Annotated in this window: 25 protein-coding genes; 9 read left to right on the top strand and 16 right to left on the bottom strand. The window is 64.9% G+C overall.

Going from position 1 to position 22,413, the window contains the following annotated elements:
• The first annotated feature begins 18 nt into the window (after nucleotides 1-18).
• The 3 genes from DRB19_RS14755 to DRB19_RS14745 all read left to right on the top strand — a co-directional run bounded on the left by DRB19_RS14755 (nucleotide 19) and on the right by DRB19_RS14745 (nucleotide 2,456).
• On the top strand, nucleotides 19-516 hold the full coding sequence (locus DRB19_RS14755; protein WP_174799934.1) for a universal stress protein: 498 nt from the start codon (nucleotides 19-21) through the stop codon (nucleotides 514-516).
• A gap of 187 nt (nucleotides 517-703) precedes the next feature.
• Nucleotides 704-1,264 carry a NifU family protein gene (locus tag DRB19_RS14750; protein WP_114186788.1) on the top strand — a complete coding sequence of 187 codons (561 nt, stop codon included), beginning with the start codon at nucleotides 704-706 and terminating at the stop codon, nucleotides 1,262-1,264.
• A gap of 190 nt (nucleotides 1,265-1,454) precedes the next feature.
• Nucleotides 1,455-2,456 (top strand): adenosine kinase, encoded by a 1,002-nt coding sequence (locus tag DRB19_RS14745; protein ID WP_114186787.1) that lies wholly within the window; start codon nucleotides 1,455-1,457, stop codon nucleotides 2,454-2,456.
• A 107-nt stretch (nucleotides 2,457-2,563) separates the two neighbouring features.
• Here DRB19_RS14745 and DRB19_RS14740 read toward each other — a convergent pair whose 3' ends face one another.
• From DRB19_RS14740 to hisB, 8 genes are read right to left on the bottom strand one after another with little or no spacing between them, the layout of a single operon-like run.
• Complete coding sequence (locus DRB19_RS14740) at nucleotides 2,564-3,085, bottom strand: YidH family protein (protein WP_114186786.1); 522 nt, start codon at nucleotides 3,083-3,085, stop codon at nucleotides 2,564-2,566.
• A gap of 52 nt (nucleotides 3,086-3,137) precedes the next feature.
• On the bottom strand, nucleotides 3,138-4,121 hold the full coding sequence (gene coaA / locus DRB19_RS14735) for a type I pantothenate kinase (protein WP_114186785.1): 984 nt from the start codon (nucleotides 4,119-4,121) through the stop codon (nucleotides 3,138-3,140).
• A gap of 20 nt (nucleotides 4,122-4,141) precedes the next feature.
• Nucleotides 4,142-4,462 carry a phosphoribosyl-ATP diphosphatase gene (locus DRB19_RS14730; RefSeq protein WP_114186784.1) on the bottom strand — a complete coding sequence of 107 codons (321 nt, stop codon included), beginning with the start codon at nucleotides 4,460-4,462 and terminating at the stop codon, nucleotides 4,142-4,144.
• Nucleotides 4,463-4,489: 27 nt separating this feature from the next.
• Nucleotides 4,490-5,311, bottom strand: a complete 822-nt coding sequence (gene hisF / locus DRB19_RS14725; protein ID WP_114186783.1) for an imidazole glycerol phosphate synthase subunit HisF — start codon at nucleotides 5,309-5,311, stop codon at nucleotides 4,490-4,492.
• Nucleotides 5,311-6,063, bottom strand: a complete 753-nt coding sequence (gene hisA, locus DRB19_RS14720) for a 1-(5-phosphoribosyl)-5-[(5-phosphoribosylamino)methylideneamino]imidazole-4-carboxamide isomerase (protein WP_170148924.1) — start codon at nucleotides 6,061-6,063, stop codon at nucleotides 5,311-5,313. Before hisA ends, hisF begins: the two co-directional genes overlap by 1 nt.
• A complete protein-coding gene (gene hisH, locus DRB19_RS14715) occupies nucleotides 6,051-6,701 on the bottom strand; it encodes an imidazole glycerol phosphate synthase subunit HisH (protein WP_114186781.1) in 651 nt (216 codons plus the stop codon). Before hisH ends, hisA begins: the two co-directional genes overlap by 13 nt.
• On the bottom strand, nucleotides 6,698-7,201 hold the full coding sequence (locus DRB19_RS14710; RefSeq protein ID WP_114186780.1) for a DUF2628 domain-containing protein: 504 nt from the start codon (nucleotides 7,199-7,201) through the stop codon (nucleotides 6,698-6,700). The genes hisH and DRB19_RS14710 overlap by 4 nt, the downstream gene beginning before the upstream one ends.
• Before the next feature lie 13 nt (nucleotides 7,202-7,214).
• A complete protein-coding gene (hisB, locus tag DRB19_RS14705; protein WP_114186832.1) occupies nucleotides 7,215-7,802 on the bottom strand; it encodes an imidazoleglycerol-phosphate dehydratase HisB in 588 nt (195 codons plus the stop codon).
• 205 nt (nucleotides 7,803-8,007) lie between these two features.
• On the opposite strand from hisB, the gene hslV reads away from it, so the two are divergent.
• The 5 genes from hslV (at nucleotide 8,008) to DRB19_RS14680 (ending at nucleotide 12,402) form a co-directional block, all read left to right on the top strand.
• On the top strand, nucleotides 8,008-8,532 hold the full coding sequence (hslV, locus tag DRB19_RS14700) for an ATP-dependent protease subunit HslV (RefSeq protein WP_114186779.1): 525 nt from the start codon (nucleotides 8,008-8,010) through the stop codon (nucleotides 8,530-8,532).
• Nucleotides 8,532-9,599, top strand: coding sequence for a hypothetical protein (locus DRB19_RS14695; RefSeq protein ID WP_114186778.1), 1,068 nt, complete (start codon nucleotides 8,532-8,534; stop codon nucleotides 9,597-9,599). The genes hslV and DRB19_RS14695 overlap by 1 nt, the downstream gene beginning before the upstream one ends.
• A gap of 6 nt (nucleotides 9,600-9,605) precedes the next feature.
• The gene (hslU, locus tag DRB19_RS14690; protein WP_114186777.1) at nucleotides 9,606-10,916 is read left to right on the top strand and encodes an ATP-dependent protease ATPase subunit HslU; all 1,311 of its coding nucleotides are present in this window, start codon (nucleotides 9,606-9,608) and stop codon (nucleotides 10,914-10,916) included.
• Between the two features lie 181 nt (nucleotides 10,917-11,097).
• Nucleotides 11,098-11,832, top strand: coding sequence for an endonuclease III domain-containing protein (locus DRB19_RS14685; protein ID WP_114186776.1), 735 nt, complete (start codon nucleotides 11,098-11,100; stop codon nucleotides 11,830-11,832).
• 99 nt (nucleotides 11,833-11,931) lie between these two features.
• Nucleotides 11,932-12,402 (top strand): BA14K family protein, encoded by a 471-nt coding sequence (locus DRB19_RS14680; protein WP_114186775.1) that lies wholly within the window; start codon nucleotides 11,932-11,934, stop codon nucleotides 12,400-12,402.
• Nucleotides 12,403-12,458: 56 nt separating this feature from the next.
• Here DRB19_RS14680 and DRB19_RS14675 read toward each other — a convergent pair whose 3' ends face one another.
• From DRB19_RS14675 to rpsO, 4 genes are all read right to left on the bottom strand, one after another.
• Nucleotides 12,459-12,809: a RidA family protein gene (locus tag DRB19_RS14675; RefSeq protein ID WP_114186831.1), complete on the bottom strand. Its 351-nt coding sequence runs from the start codon at nucleotides 12,807-12,809 to the stop codon at nucleotides 12,459-12,461.
• A 71-nt stretch (nucleotides 12,810-12,880) separates the two neighbouring features.
• Complete coding sequence (locus DRB19_RS14670; protein WP_114186774.1) at nucleotides 12,881-13,492, bottom strand: pyridoxamine 5'-phosphate oxidase family protein; 612 nt, start codon at nucleotides 13,490-13,492, stop codon at nucleotides 12,881-12,883.
• Between the two features lie 104 nt (nucleotides 13,493-13,596).
• A complete protein-coding gene (gene pnp / locus DRB19_RS14665) occupies nucleotides 13,597-15,774 on the bottom strand; it encodes a polyribonucleotide nucleotidyltransferase (RefSeq protein WP_114186773.1) in 2,178 nt (725 codons plus the stop codon).
• A 208-nt stretch (nucleotides 15,775-15,982) separates the two neighbouring features.
• Nucleotides 15,983-16,252, bottom strand: coding sequence for a 30S ribosomal protein S15 (gene rpsO / locus DRB19_RS14660; RefSeq protein WP_114186772.1), 270 nt, complete (start codon nucleotides 16,250-16,252; stop codon nucleotides 15,983-15,985).
• A 304-nt stretch (nucleotides 16,253-16,556) separates the two neighbouring features.
• Here rpsO and DRB19_RS14655 point away from each other — a divergent pair, with 304 nt between their 5' ends.
• Entirely contained in the window at nucleotides 16,557-17,093 is a 537-nt protein-coding gene (locus tag DRB19_RS14655; RefSeq protein ID WP_114186771.1) for a ferritin-like domain-containing protein, read from the top strand.
• Between the two features lie 206 nt (nucleotides 17,094-17,299).
• Here DRB19_RS14655 and truB read toward each other — a convergent pair whose 3' ends face one another.
• The 4 genes from truB to DRB19_RS14635 all read right to left on the bottom strand — a co-directional run bounded on the left by truB (nucleotide 17,300) and on the right by DRB19_RS14635 (nucleotide 22,398).
• Nucleotides 17,300-18,220 (bottom strand): tRNA pseudouridine(55) synthase TruB, encoded by a 921-nt coding sequence (gene truB, locus DRB19_RS14650; RefSeq protein WP_114186770.1) that lies wholly within the window; start codon nucleotides 18,218-18,220, stop codon nucleotides 17,300-17,302.
• A gap of 6 nt (nucleotides 18,221-18,226) precedes the next feature.
• The gene (gene rbfA / locus DRB19_RS14645) at nucleotides 18,227-18,655 is read right to left on the bottom strand and encodes a 30S ribosome-binding factor RbfA (RefSeq protein WP_114186769.1); all 429 of its coding nucleotides are present in this window, start codon (nucleotides 18,653-18,655) and stop codon (nucleotides 18,227-18,229) included.
• A gap of 151 nt (nucleotides 18,656-18,806) precedes the next feature.
• Nucleotides 18,807-21,731, bottom strand: coding sequence for a translation initiation factor IF-2 (gene infB, locus DRB19_RS14640; RefSeq protein WP_114186768.1), 2,925 nt, complete (start codon nucleotides 21,729-21,731; stop codon nucleotides 18,807-18,809).
• Nucleotides 21,724-22,398: an RNA-binding protein gene (locus DRB19_RS14635; protein WP_114186767.1), complete on the bottom strand. Its 675-nt coding sequence runs from the start codon at nucleotides 22,396-22,398 to the stop codon at nucleotides 21,724-21,726. Before DRB19_RS14635 ends, infB begins: the two co-directional genes overlap by 8 nt.
• Nucleotides 22,399-22,413 lie beyond the last annotated feature (15 nt).

The following is a 22,413-nucleotide window of genomic DNA, read 5'->3' as shown; positions in this document are numbered from 1 at the left end:
ATCCAGGGAGATCCTGCCTTGAGCGGCAAACGCCGATCGTACGAGAGCGGCCACAGACCAAAATTCATGGTGGTGGTCGACAAGACCCCGGAATGCGCCCGCGCCATCCACTTCGCGTCCCGCCGCGCGGCGCGCACGGGTGCGAGCATGATCATGCTGAGCGTGGTGGATCCCCCCGACAACTTCGAGTGGCTGGGTGTCGGCGAGGCCATGGTGGAGGAGGCCCGGGAGGCCGCCGAAAAGCAGCTCGACGAAGCCGCACGCGAGGCCCGTAACGCGGCCGGCGTGGAGCCCGAGCAGGTGATCCGCGTCGGCAGCCGGGCCGATGAGATCTTCAAACTGATCCAGGAGGACGAGGACATCTCGTTCCTGGTGCTGGCCGCAGGCGCCAGCAAGGAGGGTCCCGGCCCCCTGGTGTCCACCCTCGCCGGCCGGGCGGCTTCCACCTTCCCGGTGCCGATCGTGATCGTGCCTGGAGGCCTCTCGGACGAGGAGATCGACGCCCTGGCGGGGTGACTTTCCGGCTCGTCGTCCCGGACGCTGAAGGCGATCCGGGATCGTCGGCAGACTAGAGTGCGTTCTCGTCGAACGATCCCTCTTGGAAACCTCCCTTCCTCGATCCACATTCACAGCAGAACCTGTTAGAACGATTCTAAGACCCCCACTCGGCCGGCCTTGAACCGGCGCAGAGGACGAAAAAGCGATGTTTATTCAGACTGAAGCCACCCCTAATCCCGCTACCTTGAAATTCCTGCCAGGCCGCGTCGTCATGCCGGAGGGCACCTTCGAGGCCAAGAGCCCCGAGAGCGCCCAGTTCTCGCCCCTCGCCGAGCGGCTTTTCAGCGTGCCCGATGTCACCGGCGTGTTCTTCGGCTACGACTTCATCACCGTCACCAAGGCGGACAGCGAGTGGCAGCACCTCAAGCCCGCGATCCTTGGCGCCATCATGGAGCATTTCATGACCGGCGCGCCGCTTTTCGTCGGCGGCCACGTCCAGGCGGACGAGGACGGCGAAGAGTTCTTCGACGAACAGGACGCCCCGACGGTCGCCACCATCAAGGAGTTGCTTGAGACCCGCATCCGTCCCGCGGTTGCGGGCGACGGCGGCGACATCACGTTCCGGGGCTTCAAGGACGGCATCGTGTACCTGGTCATGAAGGGCGCCTGCTCCGGCTGCCCCTCCTCGACCGCGACCCTGAGGCACGGCATCCAGAACCTCCTGCGCCACTTTCTGCCGGATGTGCGCGAAGTGCAGGCGGTCTGACGGCTGGCCCGACGCAAAGGGCATTCGAACCACAGCGCGGCCCCAGGGCCGCGCTTTTCTTTTATAGGCGCAATCTTCTCGATGGAGGGCCCCTCCTCCATCGGCTCGCCCGGGCCTGTTTGCCCAGCGCACCTTGACCGCCGCCGCGCCGGATGCGAAAGCGGCCCTTTCCTCACAGCCTTGGTTGCTCATGTCCCAAACTCGCATCGACGTGCTTACGCTCGGCAACGCCATCGTTGACGTGCTCGCCCATACGGATGAAGCCTTCCTGGTGAAGAAGAACGTTCACAAGGGCGCCATGCAGCTCATCGACGAGACGAGAGCCGAGGAGCTCTACGGCGAGATGGGACCGGCTATCATCGTGTCCGGCGGCTCGGCCGCCAACACGGCGGCGGGCATCGCGTCGCTCGGCGTTAAGGCCGGCTTCATCGGCAAGGTGAAGGACGACGAGACCGGCCGCCTCTTCGCCCACGACCTGAAGTCCATCGACGTGCATTACGACGTGGCGCCTGCCAACGACGGTCCGGCCACCGCCCGCAGCTTCATCCTGGTGACGCCTGACGGGGAGCGCACCATGAACACCTATCTGGGCGCCTGCCAGAACCTCACCCCCGACGACGTGAATCCCGAGACGGTGCGCGCCTCGTCCATTGTGTATCTCGAAGGCTACCTATGGGATCCGCCGGCCGCCAAGGAAGCCTTCCGCAAGGCCGTGAAGATCGCCCACGAGGCCGGCAACAAGGTGGCGCTCACCCTGTCCGACGCCTTCTGCGTGGACCGCTACCGCGATGAATTCCTGGGCCTCATGCGCGACGGCAGCCTAGACATCCTGTTCGCCAACATCCACGAGCTGCAAAGCCTCTATGGCACATCCGACGCGGACACGGCGCTCGCGGCCCTGCGCGAGGAGAACGTGCTCGGGGCCATCACCCGCTCGTCGGAGGGAGCGCTCGTGGTCAGCCGCGGCGAGACCAAGGCCGTGCCGGCCTTCCCCGTGGAGCGCGTGATAGACACCACCGGCGCGGGCGATCTCTTCGCGGCGGGCTTCATGGCAGGGCTGACCCAGGACCTCGACCTCACCGATTGCGCACGCCTCGGCGGCCTCGCGGCAGCCGAGATCATCAGCCATCTCGGCGCGCGTCCGCAGGTCAGCCTCAAGGAGCTGGCGCAGCAGCAGGGTTTGGTCGGGTAGGCTCCACCTCCTCGTCATGGCCGGGCTTGTCCCGGCCATCCCAATGTGAAGAGTGCGACACCTCTTCAATCCGGCTCACCGGCACAAGGCCGGTGATGAGGTTGTGCTCACCCCCCACCCGTCTGCCCGAACCACAGCCCGAACAGGGCCGCGAGCGAGACGAGGGCCAAAAAACCGTTGAAGGCGACGAGCAGGAAGGGCGGAATGCGCTGCACGTCCGGGTGCGGCGGCTGGGAGCCTGTGAAGAGCTGACGCCATACAGCGGAGGCGAAGCAGAAGGCGCTGAACAGAATCAGCACCGAGCCGGTAGAAAGGATCATCCAATCCGGCACCACGCCTGCGAGCAGCTTCTGCGCGCCGATGCCCGAGGCGAGCGACGCCAAGCCCGTGCGCACCCAGGCCGCATAGGTGCGCTCGGCGGCAAAGACCGTGCGGTTGGCGGCAAGCTCCGTGCGCCGGTCGGCGCTGTCCTTCATCTGTATGCTGGCTGTGGCGGTCGTCTTGGCCGCGACTTGCGTGTGCTCCGCCGCCTCCTGCGTCTGCTCCGCGGCTTCCTGGGTCTGTTCGACCGCTTCCTTCGCGTGCTCGGCGCTGCGCTTGAGCTTTTCGTCGACCGGCTGCGTGACCATGCTACCTCCGTTCACCGGAGGAACAACGCAGCAGGTCAGGGAAAGGTTGGGCCTAGAGCCGCCGCAGCGCCACGGTTTCGATTCGGTGGCTGGCGCCCTTCTTGAGAATCAGGCTGGCCCGCTGCCGGGTTGGCACGATGTTCTCGCGCAGATTCGTCAGATTGATGCGGTTCCACAGGCTGTCCGCGATGGTCATGGCCTCGTCCTCGGCCAATTCTGCATAGCGCCGGAAATAGGACAGAGGATCCCGGAACGCCGTGTGGCGCAGACGCAGGAAGCGGTTCACGTACCAGCGGTGCAGGTCCTCTTCCTCGGCGTCGATATAGACCGAGAAATCGAAGAAATCCGACACGAACGGAATGGCCTCGCCGTCCTTGGGCATGCGCGCCGGCTGGAGCACGTTGAGGCCTTCCACGATGAGGATGTCCGGCCGGTCGATCACCGTTTCCTCGCCGGGCACCACGTCATAGACGAGGTGCGAATAGAGCGGCGCCTTCACGTTGCGCTTGCCGGCCTTGATGTCGGCCAGGAAGTGCAGGAGTTTTCCGGTGTCGTAGCTCTCCGGAAAGCCTTTGCGCTCCATGAGCCCGAGCCGGGTCAGCTCGGCATTGGGCAGGAGAAAGCCGTCCGTGGTGACGAGGTCCACCTTTGGAGTGTTGGGCCAGCGGGCCAGAAGCGCCTTGAGCACGCGGGCCGTAGTGGACTTGCCCACCGCCACCGAGCCCGCCACCCCGATGATATAGGGAACCTTCTGTTCCTTCTCGGCCAGGAGGAAGCGCTGCGTCGCCTTGAAGAGCCCTTGCGTCGCCGCAACGTAGAGGGAGAGCAGGCGGGACAGGGGCAGATAGATCGCCGCGACCTCGTCCAGGGAGATCGGATCGTTGAGGGATTGCAGCTGCAGGACCTCGTCGGCCGTAAGCGTCATCGGCGCGTCGGCGCGCAGGCGCGCCCACTCGTCCCGCTGGAACACCCGATAGGGCAAGAGACCGTCGTCGTCTTCGGCCTCGGTGGTCGGCACCACGTTAAGTTGGTCCATGAGAACCACCTTTTCAGGGTTCACTGCTTGCGCGCGGCCTTCTCGGCGAGCCCCGATTGCGCTGTGCGGCGCTCCAATTCGGCCAATACGTCATTTAAGGGGATATTAGCGCCCTGCAACACGACTAAAAGGTGATAAAGCACGTCCGCCGCCTCGGCCGTAAGGTTGTTGCGGTCCCCCTGCACGGCCGCGATCGCCGCCTCCACGGCCTCCTCGCCCAATTTTTTGGCCGCCTTGGCGGGCCCGTCGGAGAGAAGCTTCGCCGTATAGGATTCGCTGGCCGGTGCCGCGGCGCGCTCGGCCACGATCCGGGCGAGGTCATCGAGGGTGAAGGAGGTCATGGTTCGTCCTCTCGGGCGACGAAGCCACTAGGCTAGAGCCGCACTTTTCGTTTGGCTTGCCGCATCCGCCGCAGGTTTGTCCAGCCGCATCTTCAGGCCCTTCTCGGCCATGTAGCCCTTCGCCTCGGAAATCGTATGGGTGCCGAAGTGGAAGATGGACGCGGCGAGCACGGCGCTGGCGTGGCCGTCGCGGACGCCGTCGACCAGATGATCGAGGTTGCCCACGCCGCCCGAGGCGATGACCGGCACGGAGACGGCATCCGCGATGGCGCGTACGAGCGCCAGATCGTAGCCGCCCTTGGTGCCGTCCCGGTCCATGGAGGTGACGAGCAACTCCCCTGCTCCGAGCCCGGCCACCTGACGCGCGAAAGCGATGGCATCGATGCCCGTGGGGTTGCGGCCCCCATGGGTGAAGATTTCCCAACGCGGCTCCTCGCCCTCGCCCGACACCTTCTTGGCGTCGATGGCCACGACGATGCACTGCGCGCCGAACTTTTCGGCGGCCTCGCGTACGAAATCCGGGTTCTTCACGGCCGCAGTGTTGATCGACACCTTGTCGGCGCCGGCCAGCAGCAGCTTGCGGATGTCCTCGACGGTGCGGACGCCGCCGCCGACCGTGAGCGGCATGAAGCAGGCTTCCGCCGTGCGCTGCACCACGTCGAACAGGATGCCCCTGGCCTCGTGGCTCGCGGTGATGTCGAGGAAGCAGAGTTCGTCCGCGCCGGCGGCGTCATAGGCCTTGGCGGCCTCGACCGGATCGCCCGCATCGACCAGATCGACGAACTGCACGCCTTTGACGACGCGCCCGTCCTTCACGTCGAGGCAGGGGATGAGACGCACTTTCAGCATCAGGCCGTCTCCCGCCGCATGGTGCGCAGCAGCGCCAGCGCCTGATCCGGGTCGATGCGCCCGTCATAGAGCGCCCTCCCCGAGATGGCGCCGCCGAGAATGGCGCAATCGGGGTGGGTCAACCGCTCGATATCCGCCATGGACGCCAGGCCGCCCGAGGCGATGACCGGGATCGACACGGCGCGGGCGAGCGCCAGCGTCATGGGGATGTTGAGGCCTTTCAGGATGCCGTCGCGGGCGATGTCCGTGTAGATGATGGCGGCCACGCCCGCATCCTCGAAGCGGCGGCCAAGCTCTTCAGCCGTGAGGGTCGAGGTCTGGGCCCAGCCTTCCACGGCCACACGCCCGTCCTTGGCGTCGATGCCGACCGCCACCTTGCCGGGATGGAGCCGCGCGGCCTCGCGCACGAAATCGGGGTCGCGCACAGCCGCCGTGCCGATGATCACGCGGGACACGCCCTTGGCGAGCCAGCCTTCCACGGTCTTCATGTCACGAATGCCGCCGCCGAGCTGCACCGGAATCGCGATGCGCTTCAGGATGGCGTCGACAGCTGCCGCGTTCATGGGCTTGCCGGCGAATGCGCCGTCGAGATCGACCACGTGCAGCCACTCGAAACCTTGCGCTTCGAAAGCGGCGGCTTGGGCGGCCGGATCGTCGTTGAACACGGTCGCCTGGTCCATGTCGCCCTGGATGAGGCGAACGCAGCGGCCTTCTTTGAGATCGATGGCGGGGAAAAGGATCACGGACGCCACCTCAGGAAGTTGGCAATGAGCTTGAGGCCGAGGGCCTGGCTTTTTTCGGGGTGAAATTGGGTGCCGGCGATGTTGTCGCGGCCGACCACGGCGGTGACCGGCCCGCCGTAATCGGAGGTCGCGGCCACGTCGGCGGGATCGTTCGGCTGGAGCGCGTACGAATGCACGAAATAGGCGTGCAGGCCGTCCGGCCCCGTGGGGATGCCGTCGAGGAGCGGATGATCCTTGGTGCGCTCAAGGGTGTTCCAGCCCATATGCGGGATCTTCAAGCTTGGATCCTTGGTCTCGATGGCCTTCACGTCGCCCTGGATCCAGTCGAGTCCCAGGCTCGTGGTGTGCTCGAGCCCGCGGGTCGCCATGAGCTGCATGCCGACGCAGATGCCCAAGAAGGGATGCCCCTTCTCGTGCACGCTCTCATTTAAAGCCTCCACGAGGCCCGGCACCGCGTCGAGCCCGCGCCGGCAATCCGCGAAGGCGCCCACGCCCGGCAGCACGATGCGCTCCGCATCGCGCACCAGGTCCGGGTCCGACGTGACGGAAATGGCGGTGTCGAGGCCTGCCTCCCGGGCCGCGCGCTCGAAAGCCTTCGCGGCGGAGTGCAGATTGCCCGATCCGTAGTCGACGATGACGACGCTCACCGGGTCCGCTCCGCATCAGGGAAAAGGCCGATCACCGGCTCAGACCGGCGGGCCGCAAAGGTGGGTGAAACCGCCGGAGCGGCCGGGCTCCTGGCCGGTACGATCGCCGGCGCGGTGCGCTCGAGCCAGCGCGCGAAGGCTCTGGTTTCCGCCTCGTCGCGGTCGGCCGCCGATACCACGTCCACGGTTGGGCGCCCGTGGCGCGCCAGGGTCCAGCGCCTGAGGCTGTTCGCCTCGAGGCCGATCAGGCCCGACAGCAGGACCTGAGCCGCGAACGCGGCCGCAGGATGCACGCCCAGGAGGTTGAGGCCGAGATTAAAGGCGATGAGCACGACGAGGACGGCCAGTCCGGCGATCCAGAGCCTGTGCACGAAGAACCAGAGGAACGTGAAGAAGAAGGCTCCCCAGGAGAAAGCGTCTCTCACGAGTTCCGCCTTGTCCAATGCCTCCGGGTCACCCGGCCGCGCGTCGCGCGGAAGGTGCAGGGTAAAGGTCGTCATGGCGTTTCCGTTCTTATAAAGTGCCCTTGGTGGAGGGAACGCGCCCCTCTTCTCTTGGGTCCACGGCAACCGCACGACGCAAGGTCCGTGCCAAGCCCTTGAAGCAGCTCTCGGCGATGTGGTGACTGTTCACCCCGTAGAGGGTCTCCACATGCAGGGTCAGGCCCGCATTGACGGCAAACGCCTGGAAGAACTCGCGCACCAGCTCCGTGTCGAACACGCCGATCTTCTCGGTCGGGAACGTGGTGTTGAACACCAGGAATGGGCGGCCGGAAATGTCCAGGGCGATGCGGGTCAGGGTCTCGTCCATGGGCATATGGATATCCGCATAGCGGGTGATGCCCTTCTTGTCGCCAAGTGCCTCAAGGATCGCCTGCCCGAGGGCGATGCCCGTATCCTCGGTCGTATGATGCTGGTCCACGTGCAGGTCGCCCGTCACCTTCACGGTCAGGTCGAAGAGACCGTGGCGGGCGAAGAGTTCGAGCATATGGTCGAGGAAGCCGACTCCGGTGGAGATTTCGGCCTTGCCGGTGCCATCGAGGGCGATCGACACGGACACATCGGTCTCGGCGGTGCGACGGCTGACGCTCGCGGAGCGCATCATGGGGATCCTTTGCGGAATAAGAGACGCCGCCTTCTATCAAGCCGCGTCAAGAAACGCCACCCGCGTTGCTTTTGCACCATGAATGCTTAAGTCAGGTCCATCCAGAAGTCAGAGCTTGGCCGGCCCCTGCCCCGCGGCGGGCCAGCCACCTCGTTCCACCCGCCGGAGTTCTCCCCTCGTGTCAGAAGACGCCCCTCCCCGCATGCACGCCACGACGATCCTCATGGTCCGGAAAGAGGGCCGCGTCGTCATCGGCGGCGATGGCCAGGTCAGCCTCGGCCAGACCGTCGTGAAGGGCAACGCCAAAAAGGTCCGCCGCCTCGCCAAGGGAGGCGTGATCGGCGGCTTCGCCGGATCGACCGCCGATGCCTTCACGCTGTTCGAGCGCCTGGAAGCCAAGCTGGAACAGTATCCGGGTCAGCTCACCCGCGCCTGCGTCGAGCTCACCAAGGACTGGCGCACCGACCGCTATCTTCGCCGCCTGGAGGCCATGATGCTGGTGGCCGACAAGGAGGTCGGGTTGCTGCTCTCCGGGTCGGGCGACGTGCTGGAGCCGGAAGGCGGCATCATGGCCATCGGGTCCGGGGGCAACTTCGCCCTGGCCGCGGCCCGGGCGCTGTCCGATTACGAGACGGACCCGGAAGCCATCGTGCGCCGCTCGCTTTCCATCGCGGCCGAGATATGTGTCTATACCAATAGCAATATTGTTATAGAAAGCCTCGATTGATGATCAGCGATACCGTCCTCGAACAGGGTGTTGTTCGGGGAATTGTGACTGACCAGCAGGCGAGCGAATTGCGGATGCTTGCGCGGGAGATTTCTGCCCCCGCGGCTTCCGAGCCGCAGGATGACGAGAAGCTTCGCTTCATTGCAGGCTTCAGCGATATCTTCGTGACCATCGGCATCGGGCTTTTCGCATCGGCCGTGTACTATCTTGTCCAAAGTTTCGCTGGCCTTGGCGTTAGCGTCATCGCGCTTGCGGCGATTTCCTGGCTTCTTGCCGAACTCTTTACGCGACGCCGACGCATGGCGCTTCCGAGCATCGTTCTCCTTTGCGTGTTTTCGGGAGCGGTATTTTTGGCGGGAGCATTCTACCTCGGAGATTGGCTCTCTGGGCCGAACCTGGATCCATCCAACGAGCAACAGATGATCGTCGTAACCATATCGGCGATCATCACGGCCATCCTGACGGGAATTCATTATTATCGCTTTCGCGTTCCGATCACGGTTGCGGTCGGCGCAGCCGCAATAGCGGCCTGTCTCGTGGCGGCTTTGTTCGGCATTTCGCCACGCTTCTCGGAGCAGAATGTCCACATCATCGTGATGATCGTGGGCCTCTCGTTTTTCGCATTGGCCATGCGCTTCGATTTGTCCGACCCGGAACGGGTGACGCGCCGGACGGATATCGCATTCTGGCTCCACATGCTGGCGGCGCCGTTGATCGTGCATCCGGTCATCGCGCCGCTCATCACGCAGGAAAGCTCTCTCGGAGACGCCACTCTCACGCTTGGAACGGCTGGAGCGATCCTGGCCATTTTCGCCGTGCTGAGCCTTGTGGCCGTCATCATCGACCGCCGCGCCATGCTGGTCTCCAGCCTGATCTATGTGGGATATGCGTCTGCGGCGCTCATCCAGCAGGTTGGCTTGGGTGACCAGACAGTCATGCCGGCGACCTTGCTCACGCTGGGCGCTTTCATCCTGCTCCTCAGCGCCGGATGGCGGCCCGCAAGGGCAATGCTTCTTAAACTGATACCCTCTCACCTTGCACGACGGCTGCCACACCCCATTCTTTGAAGCATCATGACTACATTTTCCCCCCGTGAAATCGTCTCCGAACTCGACCGCTACATCGTTGGCCAGAACGACGCCAAGCGCGCGGTCGCCATCGCGCTGCGCAACCGCTGGCGCCGCCAGCAGCTGGAAGGTTCCCTGCGCGAGGAAGTCGCGCCGAAGAACATCCTGATGATCGGCCCCACGGGCTGCGGCAAGACTGAGATCTCCCGCCGCCTCGCGCGGCTCGCCAATGCGCCGTTCCTCAAGGTCGAGGCGACGAAATTCACCGAAGTGGGCTATGTAGGCCGCGACGTGGAGCAGATCGTGCGCGACCTGCTCGAAGTCGGCATCGGCCTGGTGAAGGAAGACCGCCGCAAGCAGGTGCAGGCCAAGGCTCACATTGCAGCCGAGGAACGCGTGCTCGATGCGCTTGTGGGCTCGACCGCGAGCGCCGTGACGCGCGATTCCTTCCGGCGCAAGCTGCGCGCCAACGAACTCGACGACAAGGAGATCGAGGTCGAGCTGCAATCCGGCGGCCAGGGCGGCATGCCTATGTTCGAAATCCCCGGCATGCCAGGGGCGTCGGTGGGCGCGATCAATCTGTCGGATATGTTCGGCAAAGCGTTCGGAGGCCAGCGCAAGACGCGGCGCACCACCGTGCGCGAGGCCTATGATCCCCTCGTCACGGAGGAAGCCGACAAGCTCATCGACCAAGACGCCATCGTTCAGGAGGCGATCCGGCAGGTGGAGGATAACGGCATCGTGTTCCTCGACGAGATCGACAAGATCTGCGTGCGTGACGGCCGCCAGGGCGGCGACGTCTCGCGCGAGGGCGTGCAGCGCGACCTCCTGCCGTTGATCGAAGGCACCACGGTCTCGACCAAATATGGATCGGTGAAGACGGATCACATCCTGTTCATCGCGTCCGGCGCGTTTCATGTGTCGAAGCCGTCCGATCTTCTGCCGGAGCTGCAAGGACGTCTGCCGATCCGTGTGGAGCTTGCGCCGCTCACAGTAGAGGATTTCAAGCGCATCCTCACGGAAACCGAGGCAAGCCTGATCAAGCAGACCGTTGCGCTGATGCGCACGGAGGGCGTGGAGCTCACCTTCACGGACGACGCCATCGATGCGCTTGCGCAAGTGGCCGTCGACGTGAACAACTCCGTCGAGAACATCGGCGCGCGCCGTCTGCAAACAGTGCTCGAGCGCGTGCTCGACGACATCTCGTTCACGGCGCCCGACCGCTCCGGCCAAGCGGTGACCATCGACGCGGTCTACGTACGCGGCGAGGTGGAAAGCCTGGCCAGGAACACGGACCTCAGCCGCTTCATTCTGTAAGCTCGGCGATAGGAACCCTTTCCGGCTCCCGCGCATAGACCTTTCGGGGCACGTGAGGGATGCCGCCGTCACGGGACCAGCAGGACAACCGCGGTTCGCGAAGATGGCGGCATCCTTTCTGCGTTAAAGGATGCCGGTTCCAGGCTTGGAACCGCAGCACCGATTCGTGGATTCCCGCCCTATGGCTCCGGACCCGCAGGATCTGAAAGCGAAGGCTCTCGTGATTCACGAGAAGCTCTGCGCGGTCTATGGCTGTCCGATCCCCTATTTTCATTCCCTTGATCCCTTGAGCGAGCTGATTTCATCGCTCCTGTCCCACCGCACGCGGAACGCGGAATCGGGCCGCGCCTTCAAGGCCCTCAGGGCGCGTTATCCGGACTGGCGCGCCCTCATGAACGCCGATCCGCACGAGGTGGAACAGACGATCCAGGGCGTCACCTGGCCGGAACAGAAGGCTCCGCGCATTCAAGCGGTGCTGCGAGCCGTCGAGGAACGTCATGGGGCGCTGTCCCTCGACTTCCTCAGCGAGATGCCGATTGCGGAAGCGCGCGCTTGGCTGCAAAGCATTCCGGGGATAGGGCCGAAGACCAGTGCGGCGGTGCTGTCGTTCTCGACCTTGAGGAAGGCCGCCTTGCCGGTGGATTCCCATCATCATCGCGTGGCGCAGCGCACCGCATTGATTCCCGCCTCCATGGATGTGGGACCGTCGCATCAGGCTCTCGCGGCGCTTCTTCCGCCCAATTGGGATGCGCAGCAGGTCTACGACAATCACGAGGTCATGATGCTGCACGGCCAGCGCTGCTGCTTCTTCAAGAGCCCGGCCTGCGGACGCTGCGCGATCCTCGATCTTTGCCCGACCGGGCAGGGAAGGGTGGGAGCGGGCAGGATCCCCGGAAACGCCGAAGCGACTCCGTAGTCCCCGTCACGTTTTCGCGAGTGTAGAGCGGCCCAAACCTTCTTCTGGAACGACTTGGGAAAAAGAACGTTCGACTACTAACGGTTGAAGGTGATTCCTATGCGTAAAGTCTTGATGGCTGTTCTTGGCACGGCTGCCCTCGGTTCTGTCGGTTTTGTAGCCGCTCCGAGTGCCGCCCAAGCGCAAAGCGTTCAAGTGACCAATCCAATCGCGGCTTTGCAGGCCGGCGACTTGGAGACAACTTACGTGCAGTGGCGGCGCGGCTATCGTGGCGGCTATGCCGGCCCCGGCTGGCGCGGACGTCCCTATGCTTACGGCCGCCCCTATTATGGTCGTCCCTATGGCTATTACCGCCGTGACCGCGGCAGCGCTCTGGCGGCGGGTGCGGTTGGCCTTGCGACCGGCGCGATCATCGGCGGCGCGTTAGCGCAGCAACAGGCGCAGGCGGCCTCGGTCTATGTGGCTCCCGGCCAGAACTCGGTGGCGTATTGCTCGCAGCGCTACCGCTCCTACGACCCGGCCTCTGGCACCTTCTTGGGCTATGACGGCCTGCGCCATCCCTGCCCGTAAATTGGGTACATGCGTAAGAACGGGCCCTTCTGGGCCCGTTTTATTGTGTCGGGATTTTACTTCGCGGCGATCACGGCGATCTCGACCTTGAAAGCCGGGGTCGCGAGCTTGGCCTCGACGGTCGCGCGGGCAGGGGTGTTGCCCTGCGAGACCCAGGCATCCCACACGGCGTTCATCTCCTGGAACGTTCCCATGTCGGTGAGCCAGATATTGGCCATCAGGATCTTCGACTTGTCGGTGCCGGCCTCGGCCAGCAGCCCGTCGATGATCGACAGGATCTCCTTGGTCTGCTCGGTGACGCTCTGCCCGGCGCTCTGGCTCGCCACCTGGCCGGCCAGATAGACCGTGTTGCCGTGAACGACGGCCCCGCTCATGCGCGGACTGGGCTTGATGCGTTGAATCGTCATGAAATGTCCCTGAGCGTTTGAAACTGAAGAGAGGAGGGCTTTTTCGGAGCCCTGCCGCAGGAGGTCAAGCCTCAATAGAGCGTTGTCCGCACCCGCTCCTGCAATCCCGCGTCATAAGCCTCGCCCCCGACCCGGTTTTCGCTGACCGCAGCCAGGATCTGACCGGCGCTCGGCAGGGATTTTCGCGCCACGTGCTTGTCCGGATTCCACAGGTCGGAGCGCACCACGGCGCGCGAACATTGGAAATAGACGGTCTCGACAGTGACGACCACGACCGTGCGTGGCGCTTTGCCGTCGACCGCGAAGCTGTCCAATAGGGCAGGGTCCGTCGAGATGACCGCGCGACCATTCACCCGCAGGGTCTCGCCCACGCCGGGGATCAGGAACAGCAGCGCCACCTGCGGGTCGTGCAGGATGTTGCGCAGGGAATCGAGCCGGTTGTTGCCGCGCCGATCAGGCAAGAGCAGCGTCTTCTCATCCGCCACCCTGACAAAACCTGGGCCGTCACCCCGCGGCGAACAGTCGAGCCCTTCGGCCCCCCGGGTCGCCAGCGTTGCGAAGGGGGAGGCTTCGATCAGGGCCCGATAGACCGGCACCACCCGGTCAGTCTCTTTGAGGATCGAGGCCTCGAGGGGTTCGCCGTAGAGGGCTTCGAGGTCGATGATGGTCGAGATGAGTGTCATGACCGAATCTGACGTGAGTTCGACCAATCAATCAAGCGCGGCAACCATCAGATAACAAAAAGCGCGGCTTTCGCCGCGCTTTCTCGATTTCATATTAGGTGATCTTACTCGCCGGCAGCTTGCTTCTGCTGGTCGCGCTGGGCCTTTTCGGCGTCCCGCTCGGCCTTGAGCTGCTCGGTGATGTCCTCTCCGGTCTCCTGGTCGACCACCTTCATGGAGAGACGAACCTTGCCGCGCTCGTCCATGCCGAGGAACTTGACCTTCACCTTGTCGCCTTCCTTGACCACGTCGGTGACCTTGCCGACGCGGTTCTTGGCCAGCTCCGAGATATGCACGAGGCCGTCGCGCGAACCGAAGAAGTTCACGAAGGCGCCGAACTCCATTACCTTCACGACCGTGCCGTCATAGATCACGTTGATCTCGGGCTCGGCCACTATGGAGCGGATCCAGTTATAGGCCGCCTTGATGGACTTGCCGTCCGCCGACGCGATCTTGATGAGGCCGTCGTCGTTGATGTCGATCTTAGCGCCGGTCTTCTCCACGATCTCGCGGATGACCTTGCCCCCCGAACCGATGACTTCGCGGATCTTGTCGACCGGGATCTGCATGGTCTCGATGCGCGGAGCATGCTCGCCGAGTTCGGAACGGGGCGCGGTGAGCGCCTTGTTCATCTCTTCGAGGATGTGGGCGCGGCCTTCCTTGGCCTGATCGAGCGCGACGCGCATGATCTCCTCGGTGATGCCGGCGATCTTGATGTCCATCTGGAGGGACGTGATGCCCTGCTCCGTTCCGGCCACCTTGAAGTCCATGTCGCCGAGGTGATCCTCGTCGCCGAGGATGTCGGACAGGACCGCGAAGCGCTCACCCTCGAGGATGAGACCCATGGCGATGCCCGCTACCGGACGACGCAGGGGGACGCCCGCATCCATGAGCGCCAGCGAGGCGCCGCAGACGGTGGCCATGGACGAGGAGCCGTTCGATTCCGTGATCTCCGACACCACGCGAAGGGTGTAGGGGAACTCGTGGCTCGGGGGCAGCATCGGGTGGATGGCGCGCCAAGCGAGCTTGCCGTGGCCGATCTCGCGGCGGCCGGGCGAGCCCATGCGGCCCGTCTCGCCGACGGAGTAGGGCGGGAAGTTGTAGTGCAGCAGGAAGGTTTCCTTGCGGGTGCCTTCCAGCTCGTCGATGAACTGCTCGTCCTCACCGGTGCCGAGCGTGGTCACCACGAGAGCCTGCGTCTCGCCGCGGGTGAACACCGCGGAGCCGTGGGCGCGGGGCAGAACGCCGACCTCGGACAGGATCGCCCGAACGGTGCGCAGATCGCGGCCGTCGATACGGGAACCGGTGTCGAGGATGTTCCAGCGCACGACCTTGGCCTGGACTTCCTTGAACGCGGCCTTGACCTTCTCGGCCTCGAAGCGGGCTTCGCCCTCGGCCGGCAGCAGCGCTTCCGTCACCTTCGCCTTGACGGCGTCGACGGCGGCGTAGCGGTCCTGCTTCTTAGTGATCTTGTAGGCCTCGCGCAGATCGGTCTCGGCGATGTCGAGAACGGCCTTCTCCACGTCCGACATATCGGCGGGCTGGTAGTCGCGCGGCTCCTTGGCGGCCTTCTCGGCGAGGCGGATGATGGCCTCGATCACCGGCTGGAAGTGCTTGTGGCCGAACATCACGGCGCCGAGCATCACATCCTCGGCGAGCTCCTTGGCCTCGGACTCCACCATCAGCACGGCGTCGGTGGTGCCGGCGACCACGAGATCGAGGGACGTGCCTTCCATCTCCTGCAGCGGGGGGTTCAGCTTGTACTGGCCGCCGATATAGCCGACGCGGGCCGCGCCCACGGGACCCATGAAGGGAACGCCCGAGAGGGTGAGGGCGGCGGACGCCGCCACCATGGCGACGATGTCCGGATCGTTCTCGAGATCGTGCGACAGCACGGTCACGACGACCTGCGTCTCATTGCGGTAGCCGTCGGCGAAGAGGGGCCGGATGGGACGGTCGATGAGGCGGGAGACCAGGGTCTCCTTCTCGGTCGGGCGGCCTTCGCGCTTGAAGTAGCCGCCGGGAATGCGGCCGGCCGCGTAGGTGCGCTCCTGGTAGTTCACCGTGAGCGGGAAGAAGTCGATGCCAGCCTTCGGCTCCTTGGCCGAGACGACAGTGGCGAGAACCGTGGTTTCGCCGTAGGTGGCGACCACGGCGCCGTCGGCCTGACGGGCCATCTTGCCCGTTTCGAGCGTGAGCTTGCGCCCACCCCAGATCAGTTCTTCGCGTTGAATGTCGAACATGCGTTTGTCTTTCATGACATGGCGGCGGCTCGATGCCATGAGCAAGACGGCAAGAGGCTGTCCGACGGGTTGATCCCATCGGTTGAAGCCCCTTGCGATCCTGCCATGGTCATCGCGTCATCCGCCTCTTTTCAATGGACGCGGGGAATCGGTCCGCCTGCGTCAAGAGGCCGTTCGGGGCCGGGCCCCGGACGGAATTTGTCAAAGCTTAGCGGCGGATGCCGAGCTTTTCGATCAGCGTGCGGTAGCGCGCCTCGTCCTTCTTCTTGACGTAGTCGAGAAGGGAACGGCGCTGCGACACGAGCTTCAGGAGGCCACGACGGGAATGGTTGTCCTTGGTGTGGGTCTTGAAGTGGCCGGTCAGGTTGTTGATCCGCTCGGTCAGGATCGCGACCTGAACCTCGGGGGAACCGGTATCGCCCGCCTTGAGGGCGTGTTCTTTCACGAGCGCGTTCTTGCGCTCAGCCGTAATCGACATCGCTTGTCCTTTCAGGTTGGTACTTTCAATCAACCTCGGCCGTTTGGAGCTCGAGGTCCGCTTCGCCGGGAAACGGCCGGGCCGGGATGTCGTCCAGCGCGGTCTTATCTCGCGACGCACCCCGCGGGCAACGCCTGCGGGAATGGCGCGCACCATACACGAAAAGCGCGCAAGTGCTAGATAGATCGTATCCCCACGAAAGATTGCAAGGCAAACGGCCCCCTTTCGGGAGAAAAGACCCCGGAACAACACCGCAGGGCCTTGGTTGTCCGAACAGGGTTCACCTGAACAGGAAGGTACAATCATGGTCGCCGCTACAGCAGACCTGTCGAATTCGGAGACGGTCAGGAACATCTTCATCACCGGTCTTCAGAACGCTCATTCCCTGGAAAAAGAAGCGATTCAGCTGATGAATCGGCAGATCGAGCGCATCGAGAACTATCCGGAGATGCGGCAGCTCCTCGAGCAGCACGTCCGCGAGACCGAAGGACAGATCCGCCGGCTGGATGAAATCCTTCACAATTTCGGGGAGGACCGCTCGCTCCTGAAGGACATGGCCACCCAGGTCATGGGCAATATCGCCGCCATGGCCCATGTGCCGATGGCGGACGAGATCCTTAAGAACACCTTCGCCAACCACGCTTTCGAGAACTTCGAGATCGCGTCCTACCGGTCTTTGATCACCATGGCCGAGGTCGCGGGCCATGCGAAGTTCATCCCGGCCCTGGAGGAATCCCTGCGCGAGGAGCAGAAGACCGCGCAGCTGATCCACGACCAGATCGAGATGATCACCCGCCGTTACCTCGAGCGCGAGGCGCAAGGGCTGAAGGCGGATCGCTAGGCTTTAAGCCGTTCTCTCCATCATGGCCGGGCTTGTCCCGGCCATCCACGTTTTCGAAGCCGCTAGAGCATCGGACGAAAAAGCGGATCCACGACGCTCCACCTTTCTCCGCTAGGCAGGGGTAGGAACGGAGCGGGTCCGACAAATCGTCCGATGCTCTAGTCGTGGATCTCCGGAACAAGTCGGTTACGACGGGTGAGGGCTTGTCACGCCCCCAGGTTGAACACCCGATGCGGCACCAGTTCACCGCGTTCCACGTCGCCCACGGCCACGAGCACGCCGTTGCAGGTGGCGTAGATTTTGCCCGAGAGCGGCGCTTCACGGCCGCGCAGAATGATCGACTGGCCGCGCATGAGCCGTGCCGCCATGTCGCGGCTGACCGCAATCGACGGAATTTCGTTCAAGGCCATCTCGACAGGGCGCAGGGCCGCCGGGTCGGTCGCGACGTCGTCGACCACCACCGCATCGTCTTCGGTAAAGGGTCCGACGCGGGTCCGGCGCAGGGCCGCGATATGGCCGAGGCAGCCCAGCGCCCGGCCGAGGTCGCGCGCGATGGCGCGCACATAGGTGCCCTTGCCGCAATCGGCCTCCAGCACGGAGCGGTCGCCCTCGTGGTGGATGAGGCTGAGACGGTCGATCTCGACGGTGCGGGGCTGCAGTTCCACGGTTTCGCCGTCGCGGGCGAGGTCGTAGGCGCGCTCGCCTTGGATCTTGATGGCCGAAAACCGGGGAGGGACCTGCTGAACAGAGCCGGTGAACCGGGGCAGCAGGGCCTCGATATCAGCCGGATCGGGAACCGTATCGGTTCGCTCCACCACGTCGCCCTCTGTGTCGTCCGTGTTGGTCTCGGCGCCCCAGGCCACCGTGAACACGTAGGATTTGCGCCCGTCCATGACGAACGGCACGGTCTTGGTGGCCTCGCCCAGCGCAATTGGCAGGATGCCTGAGGCGAGCGGATCGAGAGTGCCCGCATGGCCGGCCTTCTTGGCCGAGAGACCGCGCTTCACCACCGCGACCGCATGGGTCGAGGTCATCCCGACGCCCTTGTCGAGGATGATCCAGCCGTTGACGTCGCGCTTCTTCGGGCGGTCGTGCTGAGGACGCCGCTGCGGTCTTTCTTCGGTCATGGGATCTTACTCGTCGTTGTCGTCGTCAGGAGTGTCGGCATCGGGCTTTGCCGTGTCGCGCATGACCTTTTCCGTGCGCAGGAGCGCGTCAATGCGCGCCGCCTCATCGAAGCTCTCGTCCCGGAGGAAGCGCAGATCCGGAGCGAATTTCAGGTTTACCCGGCGAGCGACTTCCTGGCGCAGAACCTTCTTGTTCTTGTCGAGGGCCTTGATCACGGCCGCCTCGTCCTTGCCGCCGAGCGGCATGACATAAGCGGTTGCGAGCTTGAGGTCGGGGGTCATGCGCACCTCCGGAATCGTGATGACGTTGTTGGTCAGCACGTCGTCCTGGATGTCGCCGCGGGACAGGACCTCGGCCAGGGCATGACGGATAAGCTCGGCCACGCGCTGCTGGCGCTGGGTGGGGCCGGTGGTTTGTTCGAATCGTTTAGCCATGGGCATCCCCGGGGTTGGACCGGATGAACAAGCGGGATCGTGGCCGGGTTTGAAGCCCGGCCATCTCAGTCATGAAGACAACGCGCTTGTCGGAAATGGGATCACCGGGCCGAAGCCCGGTGATGAGATAGAACGAGAAATGGAAGCGGCCTTACAGCGACCGCTTCACCTCTTCCACTCGGTAGCACTCGATCAGGTCGCCGGCGCGCATGTCCTGGTAGTTCTCGAATGCCATGCCGCATTCCTGACCCGAGGTCACCTCGCGGGCGTCGTCCTTGAAGCGCTTGAGCTGGGACAGCCTGCCCTCGTGGATCACCACATTGTCGCGGATGAGGCGGACATGGGCGCCGCGCTGGACCACGCCGTCGAGGACGCGGCAGCCGGCGATCTTGCCCACCTTCGAGACATTGAAGACCTCGAGGATCTGCGCCTCGCCGAGCCGCTCCTCGCGGAGCGTCGGGGCGAGAAGACCCGACATCGCCGCCTTCACGTCATCCACGAGGTCGTAGATGATGTTGTAGTAGCGGATTTCGATGCCAGCCCGTTCGGCCGCTTCGCGAGCTTCCTTGTGGGCGCGTACGTTGAAGGCCAGGATGATCGCCCCGGAGGCTTCCGCCAGGGTGACGTCGGATTCGGAGATGCCGCCGACGCCTGCCTGAAGAATGCGGGCCGAGACTTCCTCGTTGCCGATCTTCTCGAGCGCACCGGCAATGGCTTCCGCCGAGCCCTGCACGTCCGCCCGGACCACGAGCGGGAATTCCTTGCGGCCCGCACCGGCCTTGAGGTCGCGCATCATGTCGACCAGCGTGCGGCCGGCCGAGCCCATGCGGGCTGCCTGACGCTCGCGCTTCTGACGGGTGCGGTACTCGGTGACCTCGCGGGCGCGGGCCTCCGACTCGACCACCGCGACGCGGTCGCCCGCCTCGGGTGTGCCGTTGAAGCCCAGGATCTCCACCGGGACGGAGGGTGCAGCCTCCTTCACGGCGGCGCCAAGATCGTTGATCAGCGCACGCACGCGGCCCCATTCCGCGCCGGCGACGACGATGTCGCCCGTGCGAAGGGTTCCGCGCTGGACCAGCACGGTGGCCACAGGGCCACGGCCGCGGTCGAGCTTCGCCTCGATGACGGTGCCTTCCGCGGAACGCTCCGGGTTAGCCTTGAGGTCGAGGATTTCGGCCTGAAGCTGGAGGCCTTCGAGGAGGGTTTCGAGACCGTCGCCGGTCTTGGCCGAAACCTCGAATTCGAGGGTCTCACCACCCATGGACTCGACCACGATCGAGTGCTGGAGCAGCTCGGTGCGAACCCGCTGCGGATTGGCGTCGGGCTTGTCGATCTTGTTGATCGCGATGATCAGCGGCACACCGGCGGCTTGCGCGTGGGTGATCGCCTCGACGGTCTGGGGCATGACGCCGTCATCGGCGGCCACGACTAGCACGACGATGTCCGTCACCTTCGCGCCGCGGGCGCGCATGGCCGTGAAGGCCGCGTGACCGGGCGTATCGATGAAGGTGATCTTGCCGCCGAGCGGCGAGGTCACCTGGTAGGCGCCGATGTGCTGGGTGATGCCGCCGGCTTCGCCCGAGACCACGTTGGTCTTGCGGATTGCGTCCAGAAGCGAGGTCTTGCCGTGGTCGACGTGGCCCATGATGGTCACGACCGGCGGACGGGAGATGAGGTTATCGTCCACGTCCGGCGTGTCGAAGAGGCCTTCCTCCACGTCGGACTCCGCCACGCGGCGAACCGTGTGACCGAGTTCCTCGGCGATGAGCTGAGCCGTGTCCGCGTCGATCACGTCGGTGATCTTGTGCATCTGGCCCTGCTTCATGAGCAGCTTGATCACGTCCACGCCGCGCTCCGACATGCGGTTTGCGAGTTCCTGGATGGTGATCGTCTCGGGGATGATCACCTCGCGGGCGATCTTTTCCTTCTGCTCGACCTGGCGGTGACCGGTCAGGCGCTGCATGCGACGACGGAACGACGCGACGGAGCGCGTGCGCTCGTCCTCGCCCGAGGTTGCTGCGGCCAGGGTCAGGCGGCCGCGGCGCTTTTCTTCGCCGGGGGCTGCCTTGGGGGTCTTCGGCACGGCTGCGGGCTTTGCCGCAACGCCAGGACGCCGAATTGTCCTTGCTCCATCCTCATCATCCACCACGACGGCGCGGGCCGCGACCGGCGGTGCGGTGCGGGTGTTGGGCTTGACGGTGGTCGGATCGGGCGCAGCCGGCGCAGCCGGGCGCGCCATGTGATTGAGGCTCGGCGGGCGACCGCCCGTCGTGCCGCCACCGCTGCGGGGACCGCCAAAGCCGCCCGGACGGGGACCGCCCGGTCCGCCGGGACGCGGTCCGCCTTCGCGCGGCGGCCGGGGGCCTGCGCCGTCGCGGGAGCCCTCGCGGGCGGGACGTGGCCCGGAACCGTCGCGGAAACCTTCCCGGGGAGGACGCGGTCCGGCGCCCGGTCCGCTGCGACCGGCCGGGGCCGGTGCGGTGGTGTTCTGGCGCGGGGCCGGAGCAGGGCTCGCGGCGGCCGGCGCGGATTCCTCGCCCAGGCGGCGGCGAGCTTCTTCCTCACCGCGGCGCTTGCGCTCCTCTTCCTGTCGGCGGCGCTCGTCTTCTTCGCGCTTGCGGGCTTCGGCGGCTTCGCGCTCCTGAGCCTCGGCGGCTTCGCGTTCGGCGCGGCGCTTGGCCTCGACTTCCTGGGTCCTACGGTCTTCCTCCTCGCGGCGGCGCGCATCGGCCAGTGCGCTCGCACGGGCATCGCGCTCCTGGTCGGAGAGGGTGCGCAGGACGACGCCGGATCGAGGCGCGTTCGAGGATCCGCCCGAACGTTGCGGGCGGCCTTGTGGAGCCGGGGCTGCAGGCTTCGGCGCAGGGGCAGCGTTCTGCTGCTGCGGGGCCGGACGCTCGTCCTTGCCCCCGCCCTGACCGACAGGGCGACGCTTCACCGTCTCGACCACGACCGCCTTCGAGCGGCCATGGGAGAAGCTCTGGCGCACCACGCCCTGTTCGACGGGTCGCTTCAGTGAAAGCGTCTTGGGCGACACATGCAGCGTCTTGTCGCCCGGGTTTTTCGTATCATTCATTCCGCTCAGATCCGTCGGGTTCCATAATCGTGGGTGCGCCGGCCCCGGTAATGAGGCCAGCCTGATAGGCTTCGCTTCCGCAATAGGTACAGTAACGATGCCATCGGTTCAGAAAGCCGTCGCTTCCAGCGCCCGCGACGAGGGCAGCATGTATCACATGTGACCGGCCCAATGCCAAACTCAATTCATCGTTTGACAAGTCTTGGATGACCGGAAAGCCTGATATTGCGTCGCCGAGGCGTTTTCGCAACTGGTTCGCGAGCTTTCTTCGCCCATCTTCAGCCGCTTCTGCGGCATGAATAAGGGCGCTCAGAGGCTTTTCGGCGATAGCGGACTCGACTTTTTCAAATCCGGTGATCACCGTGCCCGCCTTGTTGGCGAGCGAGAGGGCTTGGCGCAGGTCGTCCCGAAGCGTCCTGGCGATGTCGTCGGCAAGAGATTCGGGAGCCTTAACGTCTGCCTTGAAGGCGCGGGCGAAGAGGCGGCGTTTGACTGCCTCCCGGACCAAGTCGGAGCGCGCGGTCACCCACACGCCCCGGCCGGGCAGTTTGTGCTTCAGGTCGGGGACGACCTGGTGGTCAGGCCCGAGGACGAACCGGATCAGCCCCGCCGACGGCTGTGCCGTGCGGGTGACGATGCAGGTGCGCTCCGGTTCGTGCCGCCCCAAGGGTTCTGTCCTCGC

Origin of the sequence: Microvirga aerophila, assembly GCF_003332305.1 — a bacterium.
GTDB classification, from domain to species: domain Bacteria; phylum Pseudomonadota; class Alphaproteobacteria; order Rhizobiales; family Beijerinckiaceae; genus Microvirga; species Microvirga aerophila.
Note: the sequence above shows the minus strand (reverse complement) of the source record. Positions and strands in the feature narration are given on the sequence as shown.

Coding starts and splice junctions, on each gene's coding strand:
- DRB19_RS14750 (WP_114186788.1), top strand. CDS start 704: ATGTTTATTCAGACTGAAGCCACCCCTAATCCCGCTACCTTGAAATTC.
- DRB19_RS14745 (WP_114186787.1), top strand. CDS start 1,455: ATGTCCCAAACTCGCATCGACGTGCTTACGCTCGGCAACGCCATCGTT.
- DRB19_RS14740 (WP_114186786.1), bottom strand. CDS start 3,085: ATGGTCACGCAGCCGGTCGACGAAAAGCTCAAGCGCAGCGCCGAGCAC.
- coaA (WP_114186785.1), bottom strand. CDS start 4,121: ATGGACCAACTTAACGTGGTGCCGACCACCGAGGCCGAAGACGACGAC.
- DRB19_RS14730 (WP_114186784.1), bottom strand. CDS start 4,462: ATGACCTCCTTCACCCTCGATGACCTCGCCCGGATCGTGGCCGAGCGC.
- hisF (WP_114186783.1), bottom strand. CDS start 5,311: ATGCTGAAAGTGCGTCTCATCCCCTGCCTCGACGTGAAGGACGGGCGC.
- DRB19_RS14710 (WP_114186780.1), bottom strand. CDS start 7,201: ATGACGACCTTTACCCTGCACCTTCCGCGCGACGCGCGGCCGGGTGAC.
- hisB (WP_114186832.1), bottom strand. CDS start 7,802: ATGCGCTCCGCGAGCGTCAGCCGTCGCACCGCCGAGACCGATGTGTCC.
- hslV (WP_114186779.1), top strand. CDS start 8,008: ATGCACGCCACGACGATCCTCATGGTCCGGAAAGAGGGCCGCGTCGTC.
- DRB19_RS14695 (WP_114186778.1), top strand. CDS start 8,532: ATGATCAGCGATACCGTCCTCGAACAGGGTGTTGTTCGGGGAATTGTG.
- hslU (WP_114186777.1), top strand. CDS start 9,606: ATGACTACATTTTCCCCCCGTGAAATCGTCTCCGAACTCGACCGCTAC.
- DRB19_RS14685 (WP_114186776.1), top strand. CDS start 11,098: ATGGCTCCGGACCCGCAGGATCTGAAAGCGAAGGCTCTCGTGATTCAC.
- DRB19_RS14680 (WP_114186775.1), top strand. CDS start 11,932: ATGCGTAAAGTCTTGATGGCTGTTCTTGGCACGGCTGCCCTCGGTTCT.
- DRB19_RS14675 (WP_114186831.1), bottom strand. CDS start 12,809: ATGACGATTCAACGCATCAAGCCCAGTCCGCGCATGAGCGGGGCCGTC.
- DRB19_RS14670 (WP_114186774.1), bottom strand. CDS start 13,492: ATGACACTCATCTCGACCATCATCGACCTCGAAGCCCTCTACGGCGAA.
- pnp (WP_114186773.1), bottom strand. CDS start 15,774: ATGTTCGACATTCAACGCGAAGAACTGATCTGGGGTGGGCGCAAGCTC.
- rpsO (WP_114186772.1), bottom strand. CDS start 16,252: ATGTCGATTACGGCTGAGCGCAAGAACGCGCTCGTGAAAGAACACGCC.
- DRB19_RS14655 (WP_114186771.1), top strand. CDS start 16,557: ATGGTCGCCGCTACAGCAGACCTGTCGAATTCGGAGACGGTCAGGAAC.
- truB (WP_114186770.1), bottom strand. CDS start 18,220: ATGACCGAAGAAAGACCGCAGCGGCGTCCTCAGCACGACCGCCCGAAG.
- rbfA (WP_114186769.1), bottom strand. CDS start 18,655: ATGGCTAAACGATTCGAACAAACCACCGGCCCCACCCAGCGCCAGCAG.
- infB (WP_114186768.1), bottom strand. CDS start 21,731: ATGAATGATACGAAAAACCCGGGCGACAAGACGCTGCATGTGTCGCCC.